22 protein-coding genes are annotated in these 20,194 nt (G+C 71.4%); 13 read left to right on the top strand and 9 right to left on the bottom strand.

From position 1 onward, the window contains the following. Nucleotides 1-81: 81 nt before the first annotated feature. Together ACX9I7_RS07260 and ACX9I7_RS07265 are read right to left on the bottom strand one after the other, a co-directional pair. Entirely contained in the window at nucleotides 82-465 is a 384-nt protein-coding gene (locus ACX9I7_RS07260) for a VOC family protein (protein WP_358627554.1), read from the bottom strand. A gap of 93 nt (nucleotides 466-558) precedes the next feature. Then, nucleotides 559-1,059 (bottom strand): carboxymuconolactone decarboxylase family protein, encoded by a 501-nt coding sequence (locus tag ACX9I7_RS07265; protein WP_387567219.1) that lies wholly within the window; start codon nucleotides 1,057-1,059, stop codon nucleotides 559-561. 47 nt (nucleotides 1,060-1,106) lie between these two features. Between ACX9I7_RS07265 and pdxR the strand changes: the two genes are divergently transcribed. Further along, the gene (pdxR, locus tag ACX9I7_RS07270; RefSeq protein ID WP_459386833.1) at nucleotides 1,107-2,624 is read left to right on the top strand and encodes a MocR-like pyridoxine biosynthesis transcription factor PdxR; all 1,518 of its coding nucleotides are present in this window, start codon (nucleotides 1,107-1,109) and stop codon (nucleotides 2,622-2,624) included. 28 nt (nucleotides 2,625-2,652) lie between these two features. Here the strand turns inward: pdxR and ACX9I7_RS07275 are convergent, their stop codons facing one another. The 3 genes from ACX9I7_RS07275 to ACX9I7_RS07285 form a co-directional block, all read right to left on the bottom strand. Next, the gene (locus ACX9I7_RS07275; RefSeq protein WP_459386834.1) at nucleotides 2,653-3,552 is read right to left on the bottom strand and encodes a YwqG family protein; all 900 of its coding nucleotides are present in this window, start codon (nucleotides 3,550-3,552) and stop codon (nucleotides 2,653-2,655) included. Nucleotides 3,553-3,582: 30 nt separating this feature from the next. Next, nucleotides 3,583-4,422: a hypothetical protein gene (locus ACX9I7_RS07280; RefSeq protein ID WP_459386835.1), complete on the bottom strand. Its 840-nt coding sequence runs from the start codon at nucleotides 4,420-4,422 to the stop codon at nucleotides 3,583-3,585. A 153-nt stretch (nucleotides 4,423-4,575) separates the two neighbouring features. Continuing rightward, nucleotides 4,576-4,902 carry a hypothetical protein gene (locus ACX9I7_RS07285; protein ID WP_358627569.1) on the bottom strand — a complete coding sequence of 109 codons (327 nt, stop codon included), beginning with the start codon at nucleotides 4,900-4,902 and terminating at the stop codon, nucleotides 4,576-4,578. A gap of 120 nt (nucleotides 4,903-5,022) precedes the next feature. Between ACX9I7_RS07285 and ACX9I7_RS07290 the strand changes: the two genes are divergently transcribed. From ACX9I7_RS07290 to ACX9I7_RS07300, 3 genes are all read left to right on the top strand, one after another. Continuing rightward, nucleotides 5,023-5,871 (top strand): helix-turn-helix domain-containing protein, encoded by an 849-nt coding sequence (locus tag ACX9I7_RS07290; protein ID WP_459386836.1) that lies wholly within the window; start codon nucleotides 5,023-5,025, stop codon nucleotides 5,869-5,871. Then, on the top strand, nucleotides 5,847-6,068 hold the full coding sequence (locus ACX9I7_RS07295) for a DUF397 domain-containing protein (protein ID WP_459386837.1): 222 nt from the start codon (nucleotides 5,847-5,849) through the stop codon (nucleotides 6,066-6,068). Before ACX9I7_RS07290 ends, ACX9I7_RS07295 begins: the two co-directional genes overlap by 25 nt. Nucleotides 6,069-6,903: 835 nt before the next feature. Further along, complete coding sequence (locus tag ACX9I7_RS07300) at nucleotides 6,904-7,350, top strand: hypothetical protein (RefSeq protein ID WP_189453023.1); 447 nt, start codon at nucleotides 6,904-6,906, stop codon at nucleotides 7,348-7,350. A gap of 150 nt (nucleotides 7,351-7,500) precedes the next feature. On the opposite strand, the gene ACX9I7_RS07305 is transcribed toward ACX9I7_RS07300, so the two are convergent. Continuing rightward, nucleotides 7,501-8,325 (bottom strand): hypothetical protein, encoded by an 825-nt coding sequence (locus ACX9I7_RS07305; RefSeq protein WP_459386875.1) that lies wholly within the window; start codon nucleotides 8,323-8,325, stop codon nucleotides 7,501-7,503. 60 nt (nucleotides 8,326-8,385) lie between these two features. On the opposite strand from ACX9I7_RS07305, the gene ACX9I7_RS07310 reads away from it, so the two are divergent. The 3 genes from ACX9I7_RS07310 (at nucleotide 8,386) to ACX9I7_RS07320 (ending at nucleotide 10,770) form a co-directional block, all read left to right on the top strand. Further along, nucleotides 8,386-9,147: a serine hydrolase gene (locus tag ACX9I7_RS07310; protein ID WP_459386838.1), complete on the top strand. Its 762-nt coding sequence runs from the start codon at nucleotides 8,386-8,388 to the stop codon at nucleotides 9,145-9,147. A gap of 74 nt (nucleotides 9,148-9,221) precedes the next feature. Beyond that, nucleotides 9,222-9,554 (top strand): hypothetical protein, encoded by a 333-nt coding sequence (locus ACX9I7_RS07315; protein ID WP_189453020.1) that lies wholly within the window; start codon nucleotides 9,222-9,224, stop codon nucleotides 9,552-9,554. A 10-nt stretch (nucleotides 9,555-9,564) separates the two neighbouring features. Beyond that, entirely contained in the window at nucleotides 9,565-10,770 is a 1,206-nt protein-coding gene (locus tag ACX9I7_RS07320) for a glutathionylspermidine synthase family protein (protein ID WP_459386839.1), read from the top strand. 4 nt (nucleotides 10,771-10,774) lie between these two features. Here the strand turns inward: ACX9I7_RS07320 and ACX9I7_RS07325 are convergent, their stop codons facing one another. Then, the gene (locus ACX9I7_RS07325; protein WP_459386840.1) at nucleotides 10,775-11,581 is read right to left on the bottom strand and encodes a class I SAM-dependent methyltransferase; all 807 of its coding nucleotides are present in this window, start codon (nucleotides 11,579-11,581) and stop codon (nucleotides 10,775-10,777) included. A gap of 84 nt (nucleotides 11,582-11,665) precedes the next feature. Between ACX9I7_RS07325 and ACX9I7_RS07330 the strand changes: the two genes are divergently transcribed. Continuing rightward, complete coding sequence (locus ACX9I7_RS07330; protein WP_459386841.1) at nucleotides 11,666-12,724, top strand: Lrp/AsnC family transcriptional regulator; 1,059 nt, start codon at nucleotides 11,666-11,668, stop codon at nucleotides 12,722-12,724. Here ACX9I7_RS07330 and rocD read toward each other — a convergent pair. Then, nucleotides 12,663-13,871 (bottom strand): ornithine--oxo-acid transaminase, encoded by a 1,209-nt coding sequence (gene rocD, locus ACX9I7_RS07335; protein WP_459386842.1) that lies wholly within the window; start codon nucleotides 13,869-13,871, stop codon nucleotides 12,663-12,665. The two genes, ACX9I7_RS07330 and rocD, sit on opposite strands and share 62 nt — an antisense overlap. A 143-nt stretch (nucleotides 13,872-14,014) precedes the next feature. On the opposite strand from rocD, the gene trpS reads away from it, so the two are divergent. The 3 genes from trpS to ACX9I7_RS07350 all read left to right on the top strand — a co-directional run bounded on the left by trpS (nucleotide 14,015) and on the right by ACX9I7_RS07350 (nucleotide 16,757). Next, nucleotides 14,015-15,028 carry a tryptophan--tRNA ligase gene (trpS, locus tag ACX9I7_RS07340; RefSeq protein WP_459386843.1) on the top strand — a complete coding sequence of 338 codons (1,014 nt, stop codon included), beginning with the start codon at nucleotides 14,015-14,017 and terminating at the stop codon, nucleotides 15,026-15,028. Nucleotides 15,029-15,204: 176 nt separating this feature from the next. Continuing rightward, the gene (locus tag ACX9I7_RS07345; RefSeq protein ID WP_459386844.1) at nucleotides 15,205-15,867 is read left to right on the top strand and encodes a 2'-5' RNA ligase family protein; all 663 of its coding nucleotides are present in this window, start codon (nucleotides 15,205-15,207) and stop codon (nucleotides 15,865-15,867) included. Beyond that, the gene (locus tag ACX9I7_RS07350) at nucleotides 15,840-16,757 is read left to right on the top strand and encodes a YihY/virulence factor BrkB family protein (protein WP_459386845.1); all 918 of its coding nucleotides are present in this window, start codon (nucleotides 15,840-15,842) and stop codon (nucleotides 16,755-16,757) included. The genes ACX9I7_RS07345 and ACX9I7_RS07350 overlap by 28 nt, the downstream gene beginning before the upstream one ends. Here the strand turns inward: ACX9I7_RS07350 and ACX9I7_RS07355 are convergent. Beyond that, nucleotides 16,714-18,189, bottom strand: coding sequence for a D-alanyl-D-alanine carboxypeptidase family protein (locus ACX9I7_RS07355; RefSeq protein WP_459386876.1), 1,476 nt, complete (start codon nucleotides 18,187-18,189; stop codon nucleotides 16,714-16,716). The two genes, ACX9I7_RS07350 and ACX9I7_RS07355, sit on opposite strands and share 44 nt — an antisense overlap. Before the next feature lie 37 nt (nucleotides 18,190-18,226). Between ACX9I7_RS07355 and ACX9I7_RS07360 the strand changes: the two genes are divergently transcribed. Beyond that, nucleotides 18,227-18,505, top strand: a complete 279-nt coding sequence (locus ACX9I7_RS07360) for an SCO4848 family membrane protein (RefSeq protein WP_358627742.1) — start codon at nucleotides 18,227-18,229, stop codon at nucleotides 18,503-18,505. Between the two features lie 83 nt (nucleotides 18,506-18,588). Beyond that, a complete protein-coding gene (locus tag ACX9I7_RS07365; protein ID WP_459386846.1) occupies nucleotides 18,589-20,178 on the top strand; it encodes an ABC transporter substrate-binding protein in 1,590 nt (529 codons plus the stop codon). Nucleotides 20,179-20,194: the final 16 nt, after the last annotated feature.

Genomic DNA, 20,194 nt, shown 5'->3' on the forward strand with positions numbered 1-20,194 from the left:
CCAAGAGGCGGGCGGAGTGGTCCACTTCCTTACGGAGAACGTGGGCCACTCCGCCTGTTCGACCCCTATGGAGTCAGGGGATCAGCCGCCGTACGGGCGGGTGATGATCTCCATGTAGTGGCCGTAGGGGTCCGGGAAGTACACCCCACGGCCGCCGTCGTTGTGGTTGATCTCCATCGGCTTCTGCTGACGCGGATCGGCCCAGTAGGTGAGCCCGGCTTCCTTGATCCGCGCGAACGCCGCGTCGAACTCCTCCTCGGAGACGAGGAAGGCGTAGTGCTGCGGCGCGAAGGGCGCCCCGGGCGGGACATTGGCGAAGTCGAGGGTGACGCCATTGGCGAGGACGACGGGGATGAACGGACCCCACCCCTCGCCGACTTCCAGTCCGAAGAGATGGGCGAAGAACTCCGCCGACTCCCGGTTGTTCTTCGCCGCGACGATGGTGTGATTGAGCTGAACTGGCAAGGCTGCTATGCCTCCGAAGGCATCCGGCACCTCCACGCCTCACCCAGCCGGTGACCGACGCGCGATGCTGTGGCCAAGCCTACTCGCTCTTGATCACGGCTGGTAGGAGCCGGGCTGGACGCGGGTCGAGACGCTGATGCGGTTCCAGGAGTTGATCACGATGATCGCGGCGATGAGGTGTGCCAGCTCCTCCTCGGAGAAGTGGCGCGCGGCGCGCTCGTAGACCTCGTCCGGAACGAAGCCGTCCGTGAGGACCGTGATGGCCTCGGTGAGGGCGAGGGCCGCCTGCTCCTTCTCGGTGTAGTAGCCGGTGGCCTCTTCCCACGCGTTGAGGAGGTAGATGCGCGCCTCCGACTCGCCCGCCTTACGGGCGTCCTTCACGTGCATGTCGATGCAGAACGCGCAGTGGTTGAGCTGCGAGGCCCGGATCTTCACCAGCTCGCCGATGACCGGGTCCACGCCGTCGTTCGCGGCCTTCGAGAGGGCGAACATCGCCTTCCGGACCTCGGGGGCGTGCTTGTAGAAGTCCATGCGGGGGCCGTGCTGGTGGCCGCTCGTCTCGGTTGTCGTTGTCGTCGTCGATGTCGTCGTCATGCCACCGACGCTACGCCAGGGATAGCCCAGGGGTATGGTCCATTCCCATGGAGAAAACGTGGGCCATTTCCGGGGTGGACCTCCACCTGGACCTCCCCCGAGCGGGCGCGGGGGCGGGCGCGGGCACGGGGGCGGCGGCCGTCGGCGCGGGTGAGCGCGGCGTGCGCGCCGCGCTCACCGACGCGCTGCGCGAAGCCGTCCGCTCCGGGCGCCTGGCCCCCGGCACCCGGCTGCCCTCCTCCCGCACCCTCGCCGCCGACCTCGGTCTCGCCCGCAACACCGTCGCCGAGGCGTACGGCGAGCTCGTCGCGGAGGGCTGGCTCACCGCCCGGCAGGGCTCCGGCACCCGGGTGGCCTCCCGGACCGCGCCGCCCCGCCCGGCCCCCGCCCACCGTCGCGCCACCCCGCCCCGCACCCCGCCGCCGCCCGTCCACGACCTGCGCTGCGGCCCCTGCGACGTCTCCTCCTTCCCCCGCGCCGCCTGGCTCTCCGCCGCCCGCCGCGCCATCACCGCCGTCCCCCACGAGGCATTCGGCTACGGCGACGGCCGGGGCCGCCCCGAGCTGCGCGAAGCCCTCGCCGGCTATCTGGCGCGGGCGCGCGGCGTCCGTACGACGCCCGAGCGCGTCGTGCTGTGCGCGGGCTTCAGCCAGGGGCTCGCCCTGCTGGGACGAGTGCTGCGGCAGCGCGGCGTGAAGACGATGGGCGTCGAGTCGTACGGACTCTGGGTCCACCGCGGCATCGCCGAACGCGCCGGGCTCCGGACGGACCCGCTGACCGTGGACGGCCACGGCGCGCGGGTGGCCGAGCTGGACGACGAAGCGCGGCGCAACGTCCGTTCCGTCCTCCTCACCCCCGCCCACCAGTTCCCCACGGGCGTCCCCCTCCATCCCGACCGCCGCGCCGCCGTCGCCGACTGGGCCGCGCGCACGGGCGGGCTGATCGTCGAGGACGACTACGACGGCGAGTTCCGCTACGACCGCCAGCCCGTCGGCGCCCTCCAGGGCCTGGCCCCCGAACACGTCGTCTACTGCGGCACCGCCAGCAAGTCTCTCGCCCCCGGCCTGCGCCTCGCCTGGCTCGTCCTCCCCGAACACCTCGTCGCCGACGTCCTGGACCTGCGACGTTCCGGCGAATGGGGCATGGGCGTCCTCGACCAGCTCACCCTGGCCGAGTTCATCAACTCCGGCGGTTACGACCGTCACGTCCGTGCCATGCGCCTCCACTACCGCCGCCGTCGCGACGAACTCGTCTCCGCCCTGGCCCGGCACGCCCCCCACATCCGCGTCACCGGCATCGCCGCCGGCCTCCACGCCGTCCTTGAGCTCCCCCCGGGCACCGAGCAGGCCACGATCCAGGCCGCCGCCTGGCGGGGCCTCGCGATCGAGGGCCTGAGCCGCTTCCGCCACGACGCCGCCGGCCCGTCCGTCCCCTCCCCGGTACCGGACGGCCGCGACGGCCTGCTCGTCGCCTACGGAACGCCCGCGAAGCACGCCTTCGCGGGGGCACTGGAGACCCTCATCGACGTTCTGCCATCGGCGCCGGCGCTGGCGTCGGCGCCGTGAGGCATCGTGACAGCGGAATTCACCGTGCTCAGCAGCACTGCATGGTGAACATCGCTTGATCGAAGCGGCCTGCGGCCAGGTCCTCGGGGCGTATGAGCCAGTAGAGGGCGCCGCAGTCGCCCCACATCATGTCGGCCGCGTCGTCGGTGTCTATCTGGGCGAGGAGCGTCCAACGTCCGGCCTCCTCCTCGACACGCGGGTCGCTCCAGGTGATGTCGCCGCCGTCGCGGTTGAGGAAGCCGTGGGCGATCTCGTACTCCACGGGATTCTGGACGGGGTTGGCGTGGCCGCCGATGAGATGGTCGGCGGCGCGCTCCAGATCCCACAGGGCGTCGACGAACGCCTTGGCTTCCGCCGGATGGCGGTCGCGCTCCTCGCCCTCGCCCTCGCCGTCGCGGTGGAGCGCCGCGACGAAGTCCGGGTGCCAGGAGTCGGGCGCGGTCCACTCCACACGGGCCGTCAGCGGCACCTCGGGGTACGCCTCGAACTCGACGTCCTCGTCGTTCACGACGGGCAGGGCGCGCTCGGACACCGCGACCCCGGCCGGGACGTGGACGACCCGCGCGCCCGCCCACGTCTCGGGAGCCTTCGGCCAGACCAGGGCGTCGCCGTCGTCGATCTGCCCGTCGAAGTAGAAGAACGACAGCGTCCCGTCGGCGGGCAGCGTTATGTCCAGCGAGCCCGTGGGCAGCGCCGCGCAGTCGACGGACGCGATGAACGACAGCGGCCCGTGCCCCTCCCACACCGGCCACGCCATGCCCTCCGGCAGCTCGGGCAGCCCGCCCAGCCGCCCGACCACCACGTCCTCCGGCCCGGGCTCCGGCGTCGCCACCAGCCGCGCGGCCGGGCGGAGAAGAGAAATCCAGCGCTCGGCGAGGTCGGCGGGCAGGAGCGTCCGGGCGAGGTCGTGCAGCGTGCTCTCAGTCATGCCGACGATGATGCACCCCACCACTGACAATCACGTCTGAGCTGCGAGGATGTCCCGGATCGCGGCCATGCCGCGTCTCGTCGCGGCGATGGCGCCGGAGTCGTCGTCAGCGGCCCGCTCGGTTCGGCAATCGCGGCAGGCCGCCTCGTCGGTGACGGGCCGGAACACCCGCCCACAGCCGCCCGCGCAGGAGCGGAGGGGGGTGGGCGGCGGCGTGGGCTCGGGCGCCGGGTCCGGCATCTTCCGCGTGAGCCGGTCACGGGCCAGCCCGACGGGCGACCGGACGGCGTCCGGCAGCCCGGACGTCAGCGCGTCCCGCAACTCGGCGAGGGTCGCCCCACGGCTGAACCATTCCGCCGCGAGCGGCGCGAGCGCCCGGACGTCCCGCGCGGAGAGCCGCAGTCTCCGTTCGGAGCGGGAGAGGGCGGTGAGGGCGGCGGTGGCGCGGGGGTTGGGGGTGTTCTCCCCGGTGTTTTCCTGGGGACGTCCGACGGCGTGGCCGGTCGGCCGACCGGGGGCCGGAGAAGCGTCCGTCGGCGGCTGGTCGCCATCGCGTAGCGCCAGAGCCTCGGCGGCCGTCAGCGGGACATTCGATACGAGCTGTGTCGTGGACCAGCGTCCTCGGGGCCCGGAGCGGCGCCACTCGTGGACGTAACCCTCGGCGAGGAGTTCGCGCTTGGCGCGGCCGAACGCGGTCTTCTTGATCCCGGCCCGCCGGGCGGACTCGGAGAGGGCCTCGTCGGCGCCGGGTGGGAGCGAAAGCTGCCAGAGGAGAAGGCACTTGGCGTCGGAAGAGAGGCGGGGATGGCGGATGATCTCGTTGGAGACGGGGGTGTAGAAGCGGGTGGGCGCGGTAGCATGCCGGAACATCTTGAGGGAGGCCTACTCTCCTGGTGGGTGTAGACCCCCGGACCGGTGTTGTCTCACCGCCGGGGGTCGATTCGTCTGCGCCGAAACGTACTCCACGGGGGCGTGCCGAATGGCACGTTCCGGCGCCCCAACACCCGTACGGTTATGAATAGATCAGCCGTGCGATACGCGCTGATGGACTCCCATGGCGGTGGCGACCTTCATGGCCATCTCGCGGTTTCCGTCGCGCACGGCTTTGGCGCGGTCGCGCTTGATGGCCTGGCACTCGTCGCAACGCGGCGGGGGAGCGGTGTAGGCGGCGAGCGCGGCGGTGAGGAGCTGGGCTTCATAGCCGGTGAGCGCGTCGTCGATGAAGAGGAACATCTGTCCGTCGACGGGTCCTTGGGGTACGACCTGGACCGTACAGCCGTGAGCCTTGAATGCGTCGGAGAGCTCGCGTGCCGTGCGCGCGGCGGCGTGACGGATGTTGTCGTGTGGCATGGGTGGGCTACCTCGGTCGTGGTCTGTTGCTCCGGTTCCGGTTCTCAGCATCGGTGCGTGGAGCTACGCTCACCAGGGGTAACGGTTTTCGGTATGTCGTAGCGAAAACAGGTGGCAAGCGTGCCTGCACCCAAGGAACTTGACCCCCTCTCCTCCCCCTTGGCCCTTTACGGCGCCAAGTTGCGCAAACTGCGGCTGCGCTGCGGCTGGACGCAGAAGGAGCTGGGGAGGCAGGTCCCTATCGCTCACAGTCGGATCGCCCAGTTCGAGCTGGGCAAGGAGTTGCCTCCCAGGGACATCTCCGATCGGCTGGACGCGATCCTCAAAGCCGACGGCGATCTTTCCGACCTATGGGACTACGCCCAGCGATTCCCCTTCTCGGATGCGACGCGCAAGTACATGGAATACGAGGCGAGGGCGACTGCCCTGCACATGTACCTGGCGCACTGCGTGCCTGGGCTGTTGCAGACCGAGGCATACGCCCGCGAGGTGATGCGCGCGGCCCAGCTGTGGTGCACCGTGCACGAAATCGAGGAGAAAGTCGCCGCGCGAATCTCACGGAGGGCTGTCATCGCAAAGGAAGACGCTCCGCTGTTGTGGGCCGTGCTGGATGAGTCCGTTCTCCGGCGTCCGATCGGCGGTCCCTCGGTCATGCGCGAGCAGTTGGCGCAAGTGCTGGAGGCCTCGGAGGCTCCGAACGTCGAAGTGCAGGTGCTGCCGTTCGCTGCCGGTGCTCATGCGGCCCTGGGCGGATCGCTGACCATGCTGTCCTTCAATAACGCCCCGGATGTGGCCTACCTCGAAGGCGATGTGTGGAGTCAGGTGGTGCGGGACCGGAAAGCGGTTGCGCGGCATTCCCATCGCTACGACCTCGTGCACGCTGCTGCACTGACGCCGGCAGCCTCGATCAGCTGGATTGAAAAGGCAATGGAGGACTTGAGCACATGCAGACCAAACGAGGCGACCTGAGCGGCGTCAGGTGGGGCAAATCCACGCACAGCAACGGGTCGGAGGCCTGCTTAGAGGTCGCCGACCTCATACCCGGCGACCTCATACCCGTCCGCGACAGCAAATCCCCCACAGGGCCCGCCCTGGTCCTCCCGGCGGCGGCCTGGGCCACCTTCGTGCGCGCCGTTAGGACGGTTGCGCTACCAATCCCCCGATAGGTGTCAACTCGTCGCGGTACGACATAACTTGATGCGATCCGGGGCTAGGCTCGCCCCCGATGACGCAGTGACGTGCCGGTCTTTCCGGGGCGCCCGCAACGGTCAGCCACCCGCACGGGGGGCTGTTTGGGGCGCGGCCTCCCCGGAGCCACCGGGTGGCCGCGCCCATGGTCAGCCCTCCGATGAGAGGGGTGACCGGTGGGCCAGTACCCACCTCGGGAGAAAGGCGCAGCACGTGCGCCATCGCAAAAAGAAGGACCGTGGTCGCCTAAGGGCCCAGCTCTACCGGATCTACCGCTGGTCGGCGCCGATTCTCGGCTCCATGGCCGTGGCGGCGATCCGATGGTTGCTGGAGGTGGCTCACCGGCTGTAACCCTCGCCAGTTCCACTAGCGAGGGGCAGCCGACAATCCTTCTGAGAAGCCCTGCCGCCGTGCCCTCGACGGTGGGGCTTCGCTTGCAACCCTCGCCAGAAGAACTAGCGAGGGGTGCAGCCAACATCCTTCCAAGAGGCCCTGCCGCCGTACCCAGGGAAGCGGGACCCCATTTCGCCACGCCCGACGACCATGCCTGGCTGGCACAGCCTCCCGGGGGCCCACCGGGTGGACGTCGCAGCACCACGGTAGCGGCTCCGCATCCCCTCGGCACGGCAGATGCGCTCGCTGTCCCCCGGTAGGTCGACCCGATTCGCAAGGGCGATCGATCACTCCGCGCCGTAATCGCCTTGGCGATATCCCGCCCTAGTCGGCGCCCGGGTGCGCCGCAAAGGTGGAGGGCGTCTCACCGGCGGCGGCCCGCCGTCGGTGGAAGCGGACGTGAGAGAGGACGCCACGCCCATGCCTCCGATCCCGATCAAGCCTGGTATCTACAAGATCCACGCTCACATCATCGGCCCGTCCTCCCTGGTGACGGCCACGGAGCATGCCGTGAAGCACGGCGCGCCCGTGATCGTCGACCGGTTCAACCCGCTCCCGATCGAGCAGGAGTGGATCATCGAGCCCGCCGAGCCGGTCCCCGGCTCGCCGTATGTGATCCGGCTGGCCAGCCACGACGCCGCCGGTCTGGTGATCGCCGACGACAGGATCTTCGTCAACGCCGTCCCGCGCCCCGAGCTGGCGAAGTTCACCTTCGAAGGTGTCCTGGGCGGCGTGAAGATCCTCAACGAGAAGGGCCTCGCCCTCCGGGCGGGCCACCGTGGTGCCCAGATCGAAGTCGTGCCGCCGAAGCCGGAGTTCCAGGAGACGTGGACCCTGGAGTTCGTGCGTCCGGTCGACGCGGAGTAGTACGCGGAGTAGTACGGCGCGCGGCGCGGGGCGATCGGCGGCCTTACTCGGCCGACCGGTCGCCCCGCTGTCGTTGCCGACGACACAACAGCGCGTACCCCACTCCATCCGGCCCCACACCTGCTGAAAACGTCCGGCACGAAAACCCCCTCACTCCTCCGCCGGCGCCTCCCCGAACCGGGCCAGGGCCAGCGCCCCCAGCACCGCCAACGCGAAGCCCGTCACCGCGAGCGGCATCAGCCCCTCCCTCGTACGGTCGCCGAGCCAGGAGACGCCCACCCAGGCCGGGCCGATGGTCTCGCCGATGACCATGCCCGCCGTGGCGGCCGTGACCGAGCCGCGCTGCAGGGCGGAGGTCAGGAGCAGGAACGCCGCTCCGCCGCCGATCAGCAGGGCGTACGTCGCCGGGTTGGTCAGCACCGCCGACGGCGTGAAGTCGTCGATCAGGCGGACGGAGACCTCCACCACCCCGAAGCCGAACCCCGCGCCCAGGCCCAGCGCCGCCGCCCGGGTCCGGCCCCGCGCCCGGCCCGCCACCGCGCCGAAGGCGAGGACGCCCACCGCCGTGACCAGGACGCCGACCCGTAGCGCGGTGTCGCCCGTACCCGTGCCCTCCGCGCCGGAGGACAGGCCCAGCATCGCCAGCCCGCCGCACACCACCAGCACCGCCGCCCACTCCACGCCGCTGAGCCGCACGCCCAGCACGCGGGAGGCGGTGACGGCCGTGACGGCCAGGCTCGCGGCGAGGGCGGCGCTCACCGCGTAGATGGGCAGGGTGCGGAGGGCGACGAGCTCCAGCAGGAAGCCGACGCCGTCCAGGGCGAGCCCGGCGAGGTAGCGCCACTGGCGCAACGCCCGCATCAGGAGCATCGGGTCCACGCCGGAGCCCGTGCCGGGCGCGGTGGCCCGGGTGGCGGCGGCCTGGAGGACGGAGGCGGTGCCGAAGCAGACCGCCGTGCCGAGTGCGCAGAGCATGCCGAGGAACACGCCTCCGACTCTAGGGCGGCGGAGCCGCCGGGACCCTAGAGTCGACTCGTGCTTTCCGTAGTCGTGGCGCCCTGGCGGCGCGCTCCCGTCGTCGCGCGGAACCCGGACGTGCCGCACGACGCGGCGAGCACGATGAAGGTCGCCGTGCTCGCGGCGCTCCACCGGAACGGAACGGATCTCGACCGGCGGATTCCGGTCGTCAATCGTTTCGTCTCTGTGACGGGGACCGACAGTTTCGCCAACGAGCGGTCCTACGACAGCGACGACGAGCCATGGGAACTCCTCGGCGGCACCGCGCCGTTGCGCTGGCTCGCCGAGCGGATGGTGACGCACTCCTCGAACCTGGCCACCAATCTCTGTCTCGCCGAGGCCGGCCGGGAGGCCGTGGCCGAGGTGTGGAAGCGGGCGGGGGCGCACGGGAGCGACACCCCGCGCGGCATCGAGGACGCGCCGGGGCGCGCGGCGGGGGTGCGCAACCTGATCACGGCGGGGGACCTGGTCCGGCTGCTGGAATCGCTGGAGCCGGAACTGCTGGCCCTGCTGGAGGGCAACGTCCACCGCGTGGACCTGGCGGCGGGGCTGCCGCCGGGGACCCGGCTGGCGGGGAAGAACGGCTGGTTCCCCGGGGTGCGGCACAGCGCCGCCGTCGTCCACCCGCCCGACGCCGGGCCGTACACGATCGCCGTCTGCTACACGGGCCCCCTCGCCAACGGGGAGGACGTGGACGACCCCGCCGCCCGCCTTCTCGCGCGGATCTCGGCGCGGGCCTGGGAGGCCCGGCACGCCCTCGCGCACACCCTCGCCGAATGATCGTCCGCACCCGGGTTTAGGGTGGTCGAACTTTCGAACTCTTGAACTTTCGAACGCGACGGGGGCGTCAGCGAATGGAGAAGAAGGCGCGACGGCGTCTGCGGTCCAGCACGGTCATATTGGGCGGAATGGGCGTGCTCGCCGCCGCCCTCACCTCCTGCGGATCCGAGCCGGACAAACGCTGTGTCGACCGCAACAGCTATGAGGCGGGAAAGGGCTACAAAGTCCTCGACTCGAAGTCCTGCAAGAGCACCGGCGGCGGTCACGCCGCCGGCACCTGGTACTACAACTCCGGCGATTCCGGCAGCCGTGCCAAGGCCGGTACGTTCGACAAGAGCAAGGCCGTCTCCCGGGGCGGTTTCGGCTGTTCCTCCTCCAAGAGCCATTCCGGTTCGAGCGGCGGCTGATCCCCCGGACATGCGCCGTCATCGCACCACCCCTCGCCCCGGCTGGCAGCACACCGTCGAGGAACAGGGCCTGATCTATCCGCTCACCCGGGAACCGGACGGCTCCCTGCGGCCGTACTGGGACGAGAGCGCGTACTACTCCTTCACGCTGCCCGAGGTCGAGGCGCTGGAGGACGTCGTCGAGGAGCTCCACACGATGTGCCTGGCCGCGGCCGCGCACATCGTGGAGCACCACCGCTTCGCGGACCTCGGCCTGACCGACCCCCGGCTGACGGCCCTGATCAGCGAGTCCTGGCACCGCCGCGAGGAAATCCCCTCCCTCTACGGCCGCTTCGACCTCCACTACGACGGGCGCGGCGGCCCCGCGAAGATGCTGGAGTACAACGCCGACACCCCGACATCCCTCGTGGAGGCGGCCGGTCCGCAGTGGTTCTGGATGGAGGAACGCTTCGTCGGCGTGCCCGACGCCGACCAGTGGAATTCCCTCCACGAACGGCTCGTCGACGCCTGGCGCCGCCAGGCGGACCTGCTGCCGCCCGGCGCGCCCGTGCATTTCGCGCATTCCATCGGCGACGAACTGGGCGAGGACCTGATGACCGTCGCCTATCTCCGCGAGACGGCGGAACAGGCGGGCATCGCGACGGACGTCATCGCGATGGAGGACATCGGCTGGGACGGCCTCTCCGGCCGTTTCGTCGACAAGAAACTCCGTTTCATCCGGGCCTGTTTCAAGCTCTACCCCTGGGAATGGCTGGCCGAGGACGACTTCGGCCCGCACGTGCTCGACACGCTCGACAACGGCGGCGCCACGGGGTCCACGCTGTGGATCGAACCGGCGTGGAAGATGCTGCTCTCCAACAAAGCGCTGCTGGCCATCCTCTGGGAACTCTTCCCCGGTCACCCGAATCTGCTGCCCGCCTATCTGGACGGCCCCCGCGAACTCGCCCGCGAAACCGGGTGGGCGGCCAAGCCGCTCTTCGGGCGCGAGGGCGCGGGCGTCACCCTCCACCCCGCCGGGAGCACCCCCGCGGTGCGGGACGAGCCCTGCTGCTACCAGGAGCTCGCCCCGCTCCCCGAATTCGACGGCAACCACGTGGTGCTGGGCGCCTGGGTCGTCGACGGCGAGCCCGCGGGGCTGGGCATCCGGGAGTCGGCGAACCTGGTCACGGACGGGTACGCCCGCTTCGTCCCCCACGTGATCCTCCCGGAGGGGTAACGAGTCATCTCGTCGCCTCCACCACCCACCCCGACAGCTCCCGCCCGCCCGGCAGCCACCGCCCCAGCTCCTCGCCCACCTCGGCGAACGACCGCACCTCGGCCCGCCACCCGAGCCCCGCGAGCAGCGCCCCCGGCTCGTCCGTGCCGAACCGCCACGGTGCGCCCCACTCCGCCATCAGCCGCAGCAGCGGACGGGCCTCGGGCGCGGCGAGGAGCGCGGCGGGCACGAAGTCGGTGAGGAGGCGGCTGCCCGGTGCGGACAGGGCCGAGATCCGGTCGAGGAGGGCGAGCACGTCCGGCTCCGCCAGGTACTGGTTCAGCCCTTCCACCAGCCAGCACGTCGGCCCGTCGGCCGCCCGGAACCCCGCTTCGGCCAGGGCCTCGCCCCAGTCGGCCGTCGCCAGGTCGACGCCCACCCCGACCCGACGGCACGTCGGCGCGGCGGTGCCGTCCAGCAGCCGCTCCTTGCGGTCCAGGACCTCCGGCCGGTCCAGTTCGTAGACCGTCACCCCGCCGGGCAGCCCCAGCCGGTACGCGCGGGTGTCCATCCCCGCCGCGACGATCACGAGCCGATGAGGACCCCCGTGCCCCATCGCACGCCCGATCGCCTCGTCGAAGAACCGTGTCCGGACCGAAATCAGCGGTGTGTCGCCGAATTCCGCCAGCAGCGCCGTTCCCGGCGGACCGGCGAGGGTGGCGGCGAGGGGGTCGTGGAAGAGGGCGTCCGCCCTGGTCGATTCGCGGGCCCGCTGGGCGGCCGTGAGCAGTGCGGTGCGCGCGACGGGATCGAGTTCGTTGTGTTGCGTCATGCCGATGACCCTCGCCGCCCCCGGCGGGCCGCGTCCTCCTCTGCCCTCTTCCTGACGTGATCCGACATTCGATACCGTCTCCCGGTGGATTCCGTCATACGCGATCCGGGCATACGCGATCTCGATCTGCTCGACCGGCAGTTGGCCCATGCCCTTCAGCTCGACGGGCGCGTCCCCTTCAGCCGCGTCGCCGCCGTCCTCGGCACCTCGGACCGTACGGTCGCCCGCCGTTACCACCGGCTGCGCGCGGCCGGTGCGCTGCGCGTCGTCGGGCTGCCGGACGCCCGGAGTCTGGGCCTCGTCGACTGGGGCGTACGGATCCAGTGCGCGCCCGACGCCTCGGCCGCGATCGCCGCCGCGCTGGCCGAGCGGGCGGACACCTCGTGGGTGGGGCTCGCCTCCGGCGGCACCGAGGTCACCTGCGTCACCCGGGCCCGGGCAGGCTCGGGCCCGGGAAGCCTGCTGCTGTCCAAACTGCCCAGGACACCGCGGATCACCGGGGTGACGGCCCACTGCATGCTGCGCCCGGTCGCCGGTACGGCCGGCTGGCCGGGGCGTACCGACGCGCTCGACGCGCGACAGGTCGCGGAGCTGTCCCGGCCGGCGCCCAGGGGCGGCGTCCGGCTGGAACCCACTGCGGCCGATCAGCGGTTGCTGGACGTCCTCGCCAAGGACGGGCGTGCCGCCGTCCCCGAACTGGCCGCCGCCACGGGCTGGTCGGAGTCCACAGTGCGGCGCCGGATCGAGGAGCTCCGGGCCAGCGGGGCGCTGTACTTCGACGTCGACATCGATCCGGCGATCTACGGGTTCGCCTGCGAGGCCGTGCTGTGGCTGAGCGTCGCCCCCGCCGCGCTCGGCGCGGTCGCCGAGGCCCTCGCCGGGCACGCCGAAGTGGCGTACGCCGCCGCCGTCACCGGGCCGAGCAACATGATGGTGAGCGTCGTCGTCCGGGACGCCGACGCGCTCTACGACTACCTCGCCCTGCGCGTCGGCGCCCTGCCCGGGGTGCGGGGCGCCGAGACGGCGTTGGTCACCCGGCACGTCAAGCGTGCGGGGGCGCTGCTGTCGCCGCGCCGGGCGCTCAGCCGGCCGTCAGGACCTCCCGCAGGCGGTCCAGCCCCCAGTCCAGGTCCTCCTTGCTGATGACCAGCGGCGGGGCGATGCGGATCGTCGCGCCGTGGGTGTCCTTGACCAGCACCCCGCGTGCCATCAGCCGCTCCGAGACCTCGCGGCCCGTGCCAATGCCCGGGGCGATGTCGACGCCCGCCCACAGGCCCCGGCCGCGGACGGCCGTGACGGCCGGGCCGCCGGTCAGGAGGCCGAGTTCGTGGTGGAGGTGGTCGCCGAGGAGGGCCGCGCGTTCCTGGTACTCGCCGGAGCGGAGGATCTCGATGACCTCCAGGGCCACCGCGCACGCCAGCGGATTCCCCCCGAAGGTGGAACCGTGCTCGCCCGGCTTGTAGACGCCGAGGACCTCCCGCGAGGAGACGACCGCCGAGACGGGGACCACGCCGCCGCCGAGCGCCTTGCCGAGGATGTAGACGTCGGGGACCACGTCCTCGTGCTCGCAGGCGAACGTCCGGCCCGTTCTGCCGAGCCCGGACTGGATCTCGTCCGCCATGAAGAGGACGTTCCGCTCCCGCGTGAGCCGGCGGACGCCCGGCAGATAGCCGGCCGGGGGCACCAGGACGCCCGCCTCGCCCTGGATGGGCTCCAGCAGCACGGCCACGGTGTGCTCGTCGACGGCGGCCTCCATGGCCGCCAGGTCGCCGTACGGGACGATCTCGAAGCCGGGGGTGTAGGGGCCGTAGTCCGCCCGGGCCTCCTCGTCCGTGGAGAAGCTGATGATCGTGGTCGTCCGGCCGTGGAAGTTGTTGTCCGCGACGACGATCTTCGCCTTGCCGTCGGGCACGCCCTTGACGCGGTAGCCCCACTTGCGGGCGGTCTTCACGGCCGTCTCCACGGCCTCCGCGCCCGTGTTCATGGGCAGGACCATCTCCATCCCGCACAGCTCCGCCAGCGCGGTACAGAACTCGCCGAAGCGGTCGTGGTGGAAGGCGCGGGAGGTCAGTGTCACCCTGTCGAGCTGCTCCTTGGCCGCGTCGATCAGTCGTCGGTGGCCGTGGCCGAAGTTCAGCGCCGAATATCCGGCGAGCATGTCGAGGTAGCGGCGCCCCTCGACGTCGGTCATCCAGGCGCCCTGCGCGGTCGCGACGACGACCGGCAGCGGGTGGTAGTTGTGCGCGCTGTACTTCTCGGCGGCGGCGATGCTGCGTTCCGTGGCGGTCACCGTGAGCTCCGTTCCGGTCCGGGCCTGCTGTTGGCTGGTACTGGCTGGTGCTGACGCCTTTGTACACCCGCCGTACACCCCCGGTGGACGAGGTTTTCCACAGCTGAACCGAGTCCGCGCCCGCACCTGAGAGAATGTTGTGCATGGCCCTTGATCGTCCGCGCGCTCTCTCCGGTATCCAGCCCACCGCAGGCTCGTTCCACCTCGGGAACTACCTCGGTGCCGTCCGTCAGTACGTGGCCCTGCAGGAGTCCCACGACGCCTTCTACATGGTCGTCGACCTCCATGCGATCACCGTGCCGCAGGACCCCAAGGAGCTGCGGGCCAACACCCGTGTCGCGGCCGCCCAGCTGCTGGCCGCCGGGCTGGACCCGGAGCGCTGCACGCTGTTCGTGCAGAGCCACGTCCCGGAGCACGCCCAGCTCGGCTGGGTGATGAACTGCCTCACCGGCTTCGGCGAGGCCTCGCGCATGACGCAGTTCAAGGACAAGTCCGCCAAGCAGGGCGCCGGCGCCACCACGGTCGGGCTGTTCACCTACCCGATCCTCCAGGTCGCCGACATCCTCCTGTACCAGGCGGACGCGGTGCCGGTGGGGGAGGACCAGCGCCAGCACATCGAGCTCACGCGCGATCTGGCCGAGCGCTTCAACGGCCGCTTCGGCGACACCTTCACCCTCCCGTCGGCGCACATCGTCCGCGAGACGGCGAAGATCTACGACCTGCAGGACCCGTCGGCGAAGATGAGCAAGTCGACGGCGAACCCCAAGGGCCTGATCAATCTGCTCGACGAGCCCAAGGTCTCGGCGAAGAAGATCAAGAGCGCGGTCACCGACACCGACACGGTCATCCGCTTCGACGCCGAGAAGAAGCCGGGCGTCAGCAACCTCCTCACGATCTACTCCACGCTCACCGGCACCACGATCGCCGAGCTGGAGCAGAAGTACGAGGGCAAGGGCTACGGCGCGCTGAAGACGGACCTCGCCGAGGTCATGGTCGACTTCGTCACCCCCTTCCGCGCCCGTACCCAGGAGTACCTGGACGACCCGGCCGCGCTGGACGCGGTGCTGGCCAAGGGCGCGGAGAAGGCCCGGGCCGTCGCGGCGGACACCCTGGCCCGGGCGTACGACCGGGTGGGCTTCCTGCCCGCCGCCCACTGACGGGCACGCGCTTCGGCGGCCCCGCCGGCCGCTGAGCCATCCGGATACGGTTCACCGGCGTCCGCGCACGTCGGGACCCTCGTCCCGGGCGGGCGGGACCAGGAGATCTGGCAGTGGGAGCGGCGCAGCCGTCACACTGACCACGGGGACGTACAGGCGCCAGGAGGGAGAACGCAGTGGGGACCGTAACGCTCGGCGTTTCGATCGCGGTCCCGGAGCCGTACGGCAGCTTCCTCCAGAAGCGCCGCGAAGGCTTCGGCGACCCGCACGCCCACGGCATTCCCACGCACGTCACCCTGCTGCCGCCCACGGAGGTGGACGCGTCGTCGCTCCCCGCGATCGAACGGCACCTCGCCGAGGTCGCGGCGGCGGGGCGCCCCTTCCGGATGCGGCTCTCGGGGACGGGCACGTTCCGGCCGCTCTCGCCCGTCGTCTATGTGAACGTGGTCGAGGGCTCGGCCTCCTGCGCCTGGCTGCAGAAGCGGGTGCGGGACGGGTCGGGCCCGGTCGCGCGGGAGCTCCAGTTCCCGTACCACCCGCATGTCACGGTGGCCCACGGCATCGCCGAGGAGGCCATGGACCGGGCCTTCACGGAGCTCGCGGACTACGAGGCGGAGTGGACGATCGAGGGCTTCGCCCTCTACGAGCAGGGAGAGGACGGGATCTGGCGCCTCGAGCGCCACTTTCCCTTTGGGACCGACGCCTCCGGAACCGACGCCTCCGGAACCGACGCCTCCGGGACCGACGCCTCCGGGGCGGACGACGTGAGCGCGGCCGTGCCGCGCCAGGACGACGCGGGTATCCGTAGCTCATGGACTGGCTCACCCGGCTGCCCCTGATCGGTCCGCTCGTCGCGAAGGCGATGCGGACGCACGCCTGGCGCGCGTACGACACCCTCGATCGTGTGAAGTGGACGCGGCTCGCCGCCGCGATCACCTTCTCGAGTTTCGTCGCGCTCTTCCCCCTGCTCACCCTCGGCGCGGCCGTGGCCGCCGCCGTGCTCAGCGATCAGCAGACCAAGGAGCTGGAGCGGCGGGTCGCCGAGCAGATGCCCTCCGGCGCCCTCGACGTCACCTCGTTCACCGAAAACGCCGGCACGGTCGGCCTCGTCGCCGGCGGCCTGCTGCTCTTCACCGGGATCAGCTGGGTCGGCCAACTGCGGGAGTGCCTGCGGGCGGTGTGGGAGGTGGAGGAGAACCCCGGCAACCTCCTGCTCCTCAAGGCCAAGGACGTCGCCCTGCTGCTGGGCCTCGGCGGGGTCTTCCTGCTGTCGGCGGGCTGCTCGGCGTTCGCGTCGGCGGCGGTCGGCTGGGTCGTGGAGCGGGCCGGGCTGGAGGGCGTCGGCGGGCTGCTGACGGCCGTCGGCTTCTGCATCGCCGCCCTCGCGGACTTCCTGCTGATGCTCTACGTCCTGTCGCGGCTGCCCGGCGTCCACCCCGAGCGGCGCCGGCTGGTCACCGGCGCGCTGCTCGGGGCGGTGGGCTTCGAGCTGCTCAAGCTGGTGCTGAGCGGCTATCTGCGGGGCGTCGCGGCCCGGAGCATGTACGGCGCCTTCGGCACCCCGATCGCCCTGCTGCTGTGGATCAACTTCACGGCGAAGCTCACGCTCTACTGTGCCGCGTGGACCGCCACGGACGGCGCGGCCACGCGGCACGAGGAGTCGCCGCACAAGGAGCCGCCCCCAGCTACTCCTTCGGCGGGTTCTTCGGAGGGCTCTGCGGGTTCTTAGGCGGCGCCGCGTGACCGGGGCGGCGCCGCGCGGCCCGCTCCGGCAGCGGATGCCGGCGGTTGACGAAGAACCCGGCCACCGCCAGCACCGCCAGCGCCCCGCCCGTCAGCCCGACGGCCGTCCACATGCCGTCGCCGCCGCCCGTGACGGCGGCCTGGGCGCCCTGCGAGGACTGCCCGCTGGTACCGGCCCCCTTGTCGGCGGGGAAGCCGCCCTTCGGCGGGACGAGCACGCCGACCGGCTTGACGTGACCGACCGCCTCGAAGCCCCAGTCGAGGAGCAACTGGGTCTCCTTGTAGACCTGGTTGCGCTCCTTGATCTCCGGGTTCATCACAGTGACCAGCAGCTTCTTGCCGTCGTGCTGGGCGACGCCGGTGAAGGTGTTGCCGGCGTTGGTGGTGGAGCCGTTCTTCACGCCCGCCATGCCCTTGTAGGCTGTCACCCCGTCCTGGCCGGTGAGCAGCCGGTTGGTGTTGACGATCTCCTTCGTCCTCCCCGGGTGGTCCTCGTCGGGGAACTGTGTCCGGGCCGTCGAGCAGTACTCGCGGAAGTCGGCCTTCTGCAGGCCGGAGCGGGCGAAAAGCGTCAGGTCGTAGGCGCTGGAGACCTGGCCCTCCGCGTCGTAGCCGTCGGGCGTGACGACGTGGGTGTCCTCGGCCTGGAGCTCGTCGGCGTGCTCCTGCATGTCCCGGACGGTCTTGGCGACGCCGCCGTTCATCGCGGACAGCACGTGCACGGCGTCGTTGCCGGAGCGCAGGAAGACGCCCATCCACATGTCGTGGACGGAGTACGTCTGCCCCTCCTTCATCCCGACCTGGCTGCTGCCCTCGCCCATGCCCTCCATGTCGGCCGGCCGGACCTCGTGCTTCTTGTCCTTCGGGAACCTCGGCAGCACCGTGTCGGCGAAGAGCATCTTCAGCGTGGAGGCGGGCGGCAGCCGCCAGTGGGCGTTGTTGGCGGCGAGGATGTCACCGGTCTCGGCGTCCGCGACGAGCCACGAGTTCCCGCTGAGCTCCCGGGGCAGCTCGGGCGCGCCGGGGCCCAACTGGACCTGCGGGCCGGGCCGGCCCAGGAGCTCGCCGCCCACCGTCGACATCTTGGCGGGCGGCTGCTTCGGCGGCGGCTTGGCCTTGCCGTCGGCGGGCTTGCCGGGGGTCGCCGGGGCGCCGGGGGAGACGGCCGGGGAGCCGCTGGGGCCCGGGGCGGGTGCGGCGAGGGCGGGCGCGGCGGCCGCCAGGGGGAGCAGCAGCGAGGCGCCGGCGGCCAGCAGGGCCGCGCGGCGGCGTCGGGGCGTCGCGGAGTACCGCGGGGTGTGTGATGTCGTCGTCGGCACGGTGGTGAACGTACCGCCACGCTCCGCCAACCAGGACGGCGCCTCACGGCGGGCGCCCGCCGAGGACCCGATAGGACCAGTGCGGGCACGGGAACGCATACTGAAACCCATGGCGAACGCTTCCCCCACCCAGCCCATGGCGCCGGAGCCCTCCGCTCCGGCACCGGTCCCCGCGACCCTCTCCCGTCCCGTGTCGTGGTTCCTGCTGGCGTTCGGCGCCTGGAGTTGGGTCATCTGGGTCACTTTCGTGAAAAATCTCTGGAAGGACGGCAGCGGGCTGGCCTTCGACGACGCGGGTTCCCCGACCACGTACTTCTGGGTGCACCTGCTGCTCGCGGTCACCTCTTTCCTTCTGGGGACGGTTGTAGGACTCATCGGGTTGCGTGGCGTCAGGGCGCTGCGGCGTAGTTCATAGCCGCCGGTTGACCCATTCCCGGGACGTACGCCCGTTCCCCCTTCTACGGTGATGCGCATCACTGGGCGGGAGGGGCGCGGGGGATGCGTGAGGTCCGGGTACGAAGAGGGTTACGCGGGCGGGGGCGTCGGGGGCGCGCGGCCGCGGCGCTCCTGCTGCTCGCGGCGGGCGCCGGCGGCTGCCGGCTCACCCCGGGCGAGGAGCGCGGCCGGGGGCCCGTCCAGGTCGGCACGACCGACACGGTCACCGCGCTCGACCCGGCGGGCGCCTACGACGCCGGCTCATGGGCGCTGTACGGCAACCTCTTCCAGTCCCTGCTGACCTTCGCCCCCGGCTCGAAGAACCCGGTGCCGGACGCGGCCCGCAGCTGCGGCTTCAAGGGCGACGACCTGCGCACGTACACGTGCGAGCTGCGCCCGGAGCTGAGCTTCGCCAACGGGCACGAGCTGACCGCGGAGGACGTGAAGTTCTCCTTCGACCGCATCGCCCGCATCAAGTCCCCCCAGGGCCCCGGGCCGCTGCTGGAGACCCTGGGCTCGGTCGAGACCTCCGGCGGCGGCCGCGTCGTCACCTTCCGCCTCAAGGTCCCCGACGCGACCTTCCCCCTGAAGATCGCCACGGGCGCCGGCTCCATCGTCGACCACCGCGCCTACCCCTTCGACACGCTGCGCCGGGGCGAGAAGGTGGACGGCTCGGGCCCGTACACCCTCAAGGACTACAAGCCGGGGACGAGCGCCGAGCTCGCGCCCAACGACAAGTACGAGGGCGCGGTCAAGGACGTCGGCTCCCCGGTGACCGTCCGCTACTTCCCCGAGCCGGCCCGGATGAGCGACGCCTGGCGGAACGGGACCATCGACGTCGCCGCCCGGCAGATGCCGCCCGCCGACCTGGCCAAGTACTCGCTCTCCGAGACCGGTTCCCGGATGACCGAGACCTCCGGCGCCAACGCCCGCTTCCTCGTCTTCAACCTGCGCGACGGCGCCCCGGCGAAGCCGCTCGCCGTACGGCAGGCCGTCGCGGCCGTCGTCGACCGCCAGGCCCTCGCCCGGGACGTCCACCTCCGCACCGTCGAGCCGCTCTACTCGCTCGTCCCGCAGGGCTTCACCGGCCACGCCACGTCCTTCTTCGACGCCTACCCCAAGCCGGACGAGGACCGGGCCCGCAGGCTGCTGCTGGAGGCCGGCGTGCCCACCCCCGTCCGCTTCACCCTCGCCTACTCCAAGGGCGCGGCCACCGACCAGGAAGCGGCCCTGCTGCGCAGGCAACTGGAGGCCACGGGCCTGTTCGAGGTGACGACGAAACGGGTCGAGTGGACGGACTTCCAGCGGGGCTACGCGCGGGGCGAGTACGACGCGTACTGCGTCAGCTGGCTGGCCGACTTCCCCGACCCCGACACCTTCACCACCCCCCTCGTGGGCGACGGCAACGCCCTCCACTCCGGCTACTCCAGCACCCGCGTGGAGAGGCTCATCCGCAAGGCCCAGCAGAACGACCAGCGCGGCCGGGTCGCGGACGACTTCCGGAGCATCCAGAAGATCGTCGCCGAGGACGTGCCGCTGGTGCCGCTGTGGCAGCGGAAGGACTACGTGCTGAGCAACGCGGGCATCTCCGGGACGCAGTACCTGACGGACGGCACGGGCATCTGGCGGCTGTGGATGCTGGGCCGGATCTGACCGGCGGGATCTGACC

The organism is Streptomyces sp. L500 (genome assembly GCF_054551825.1).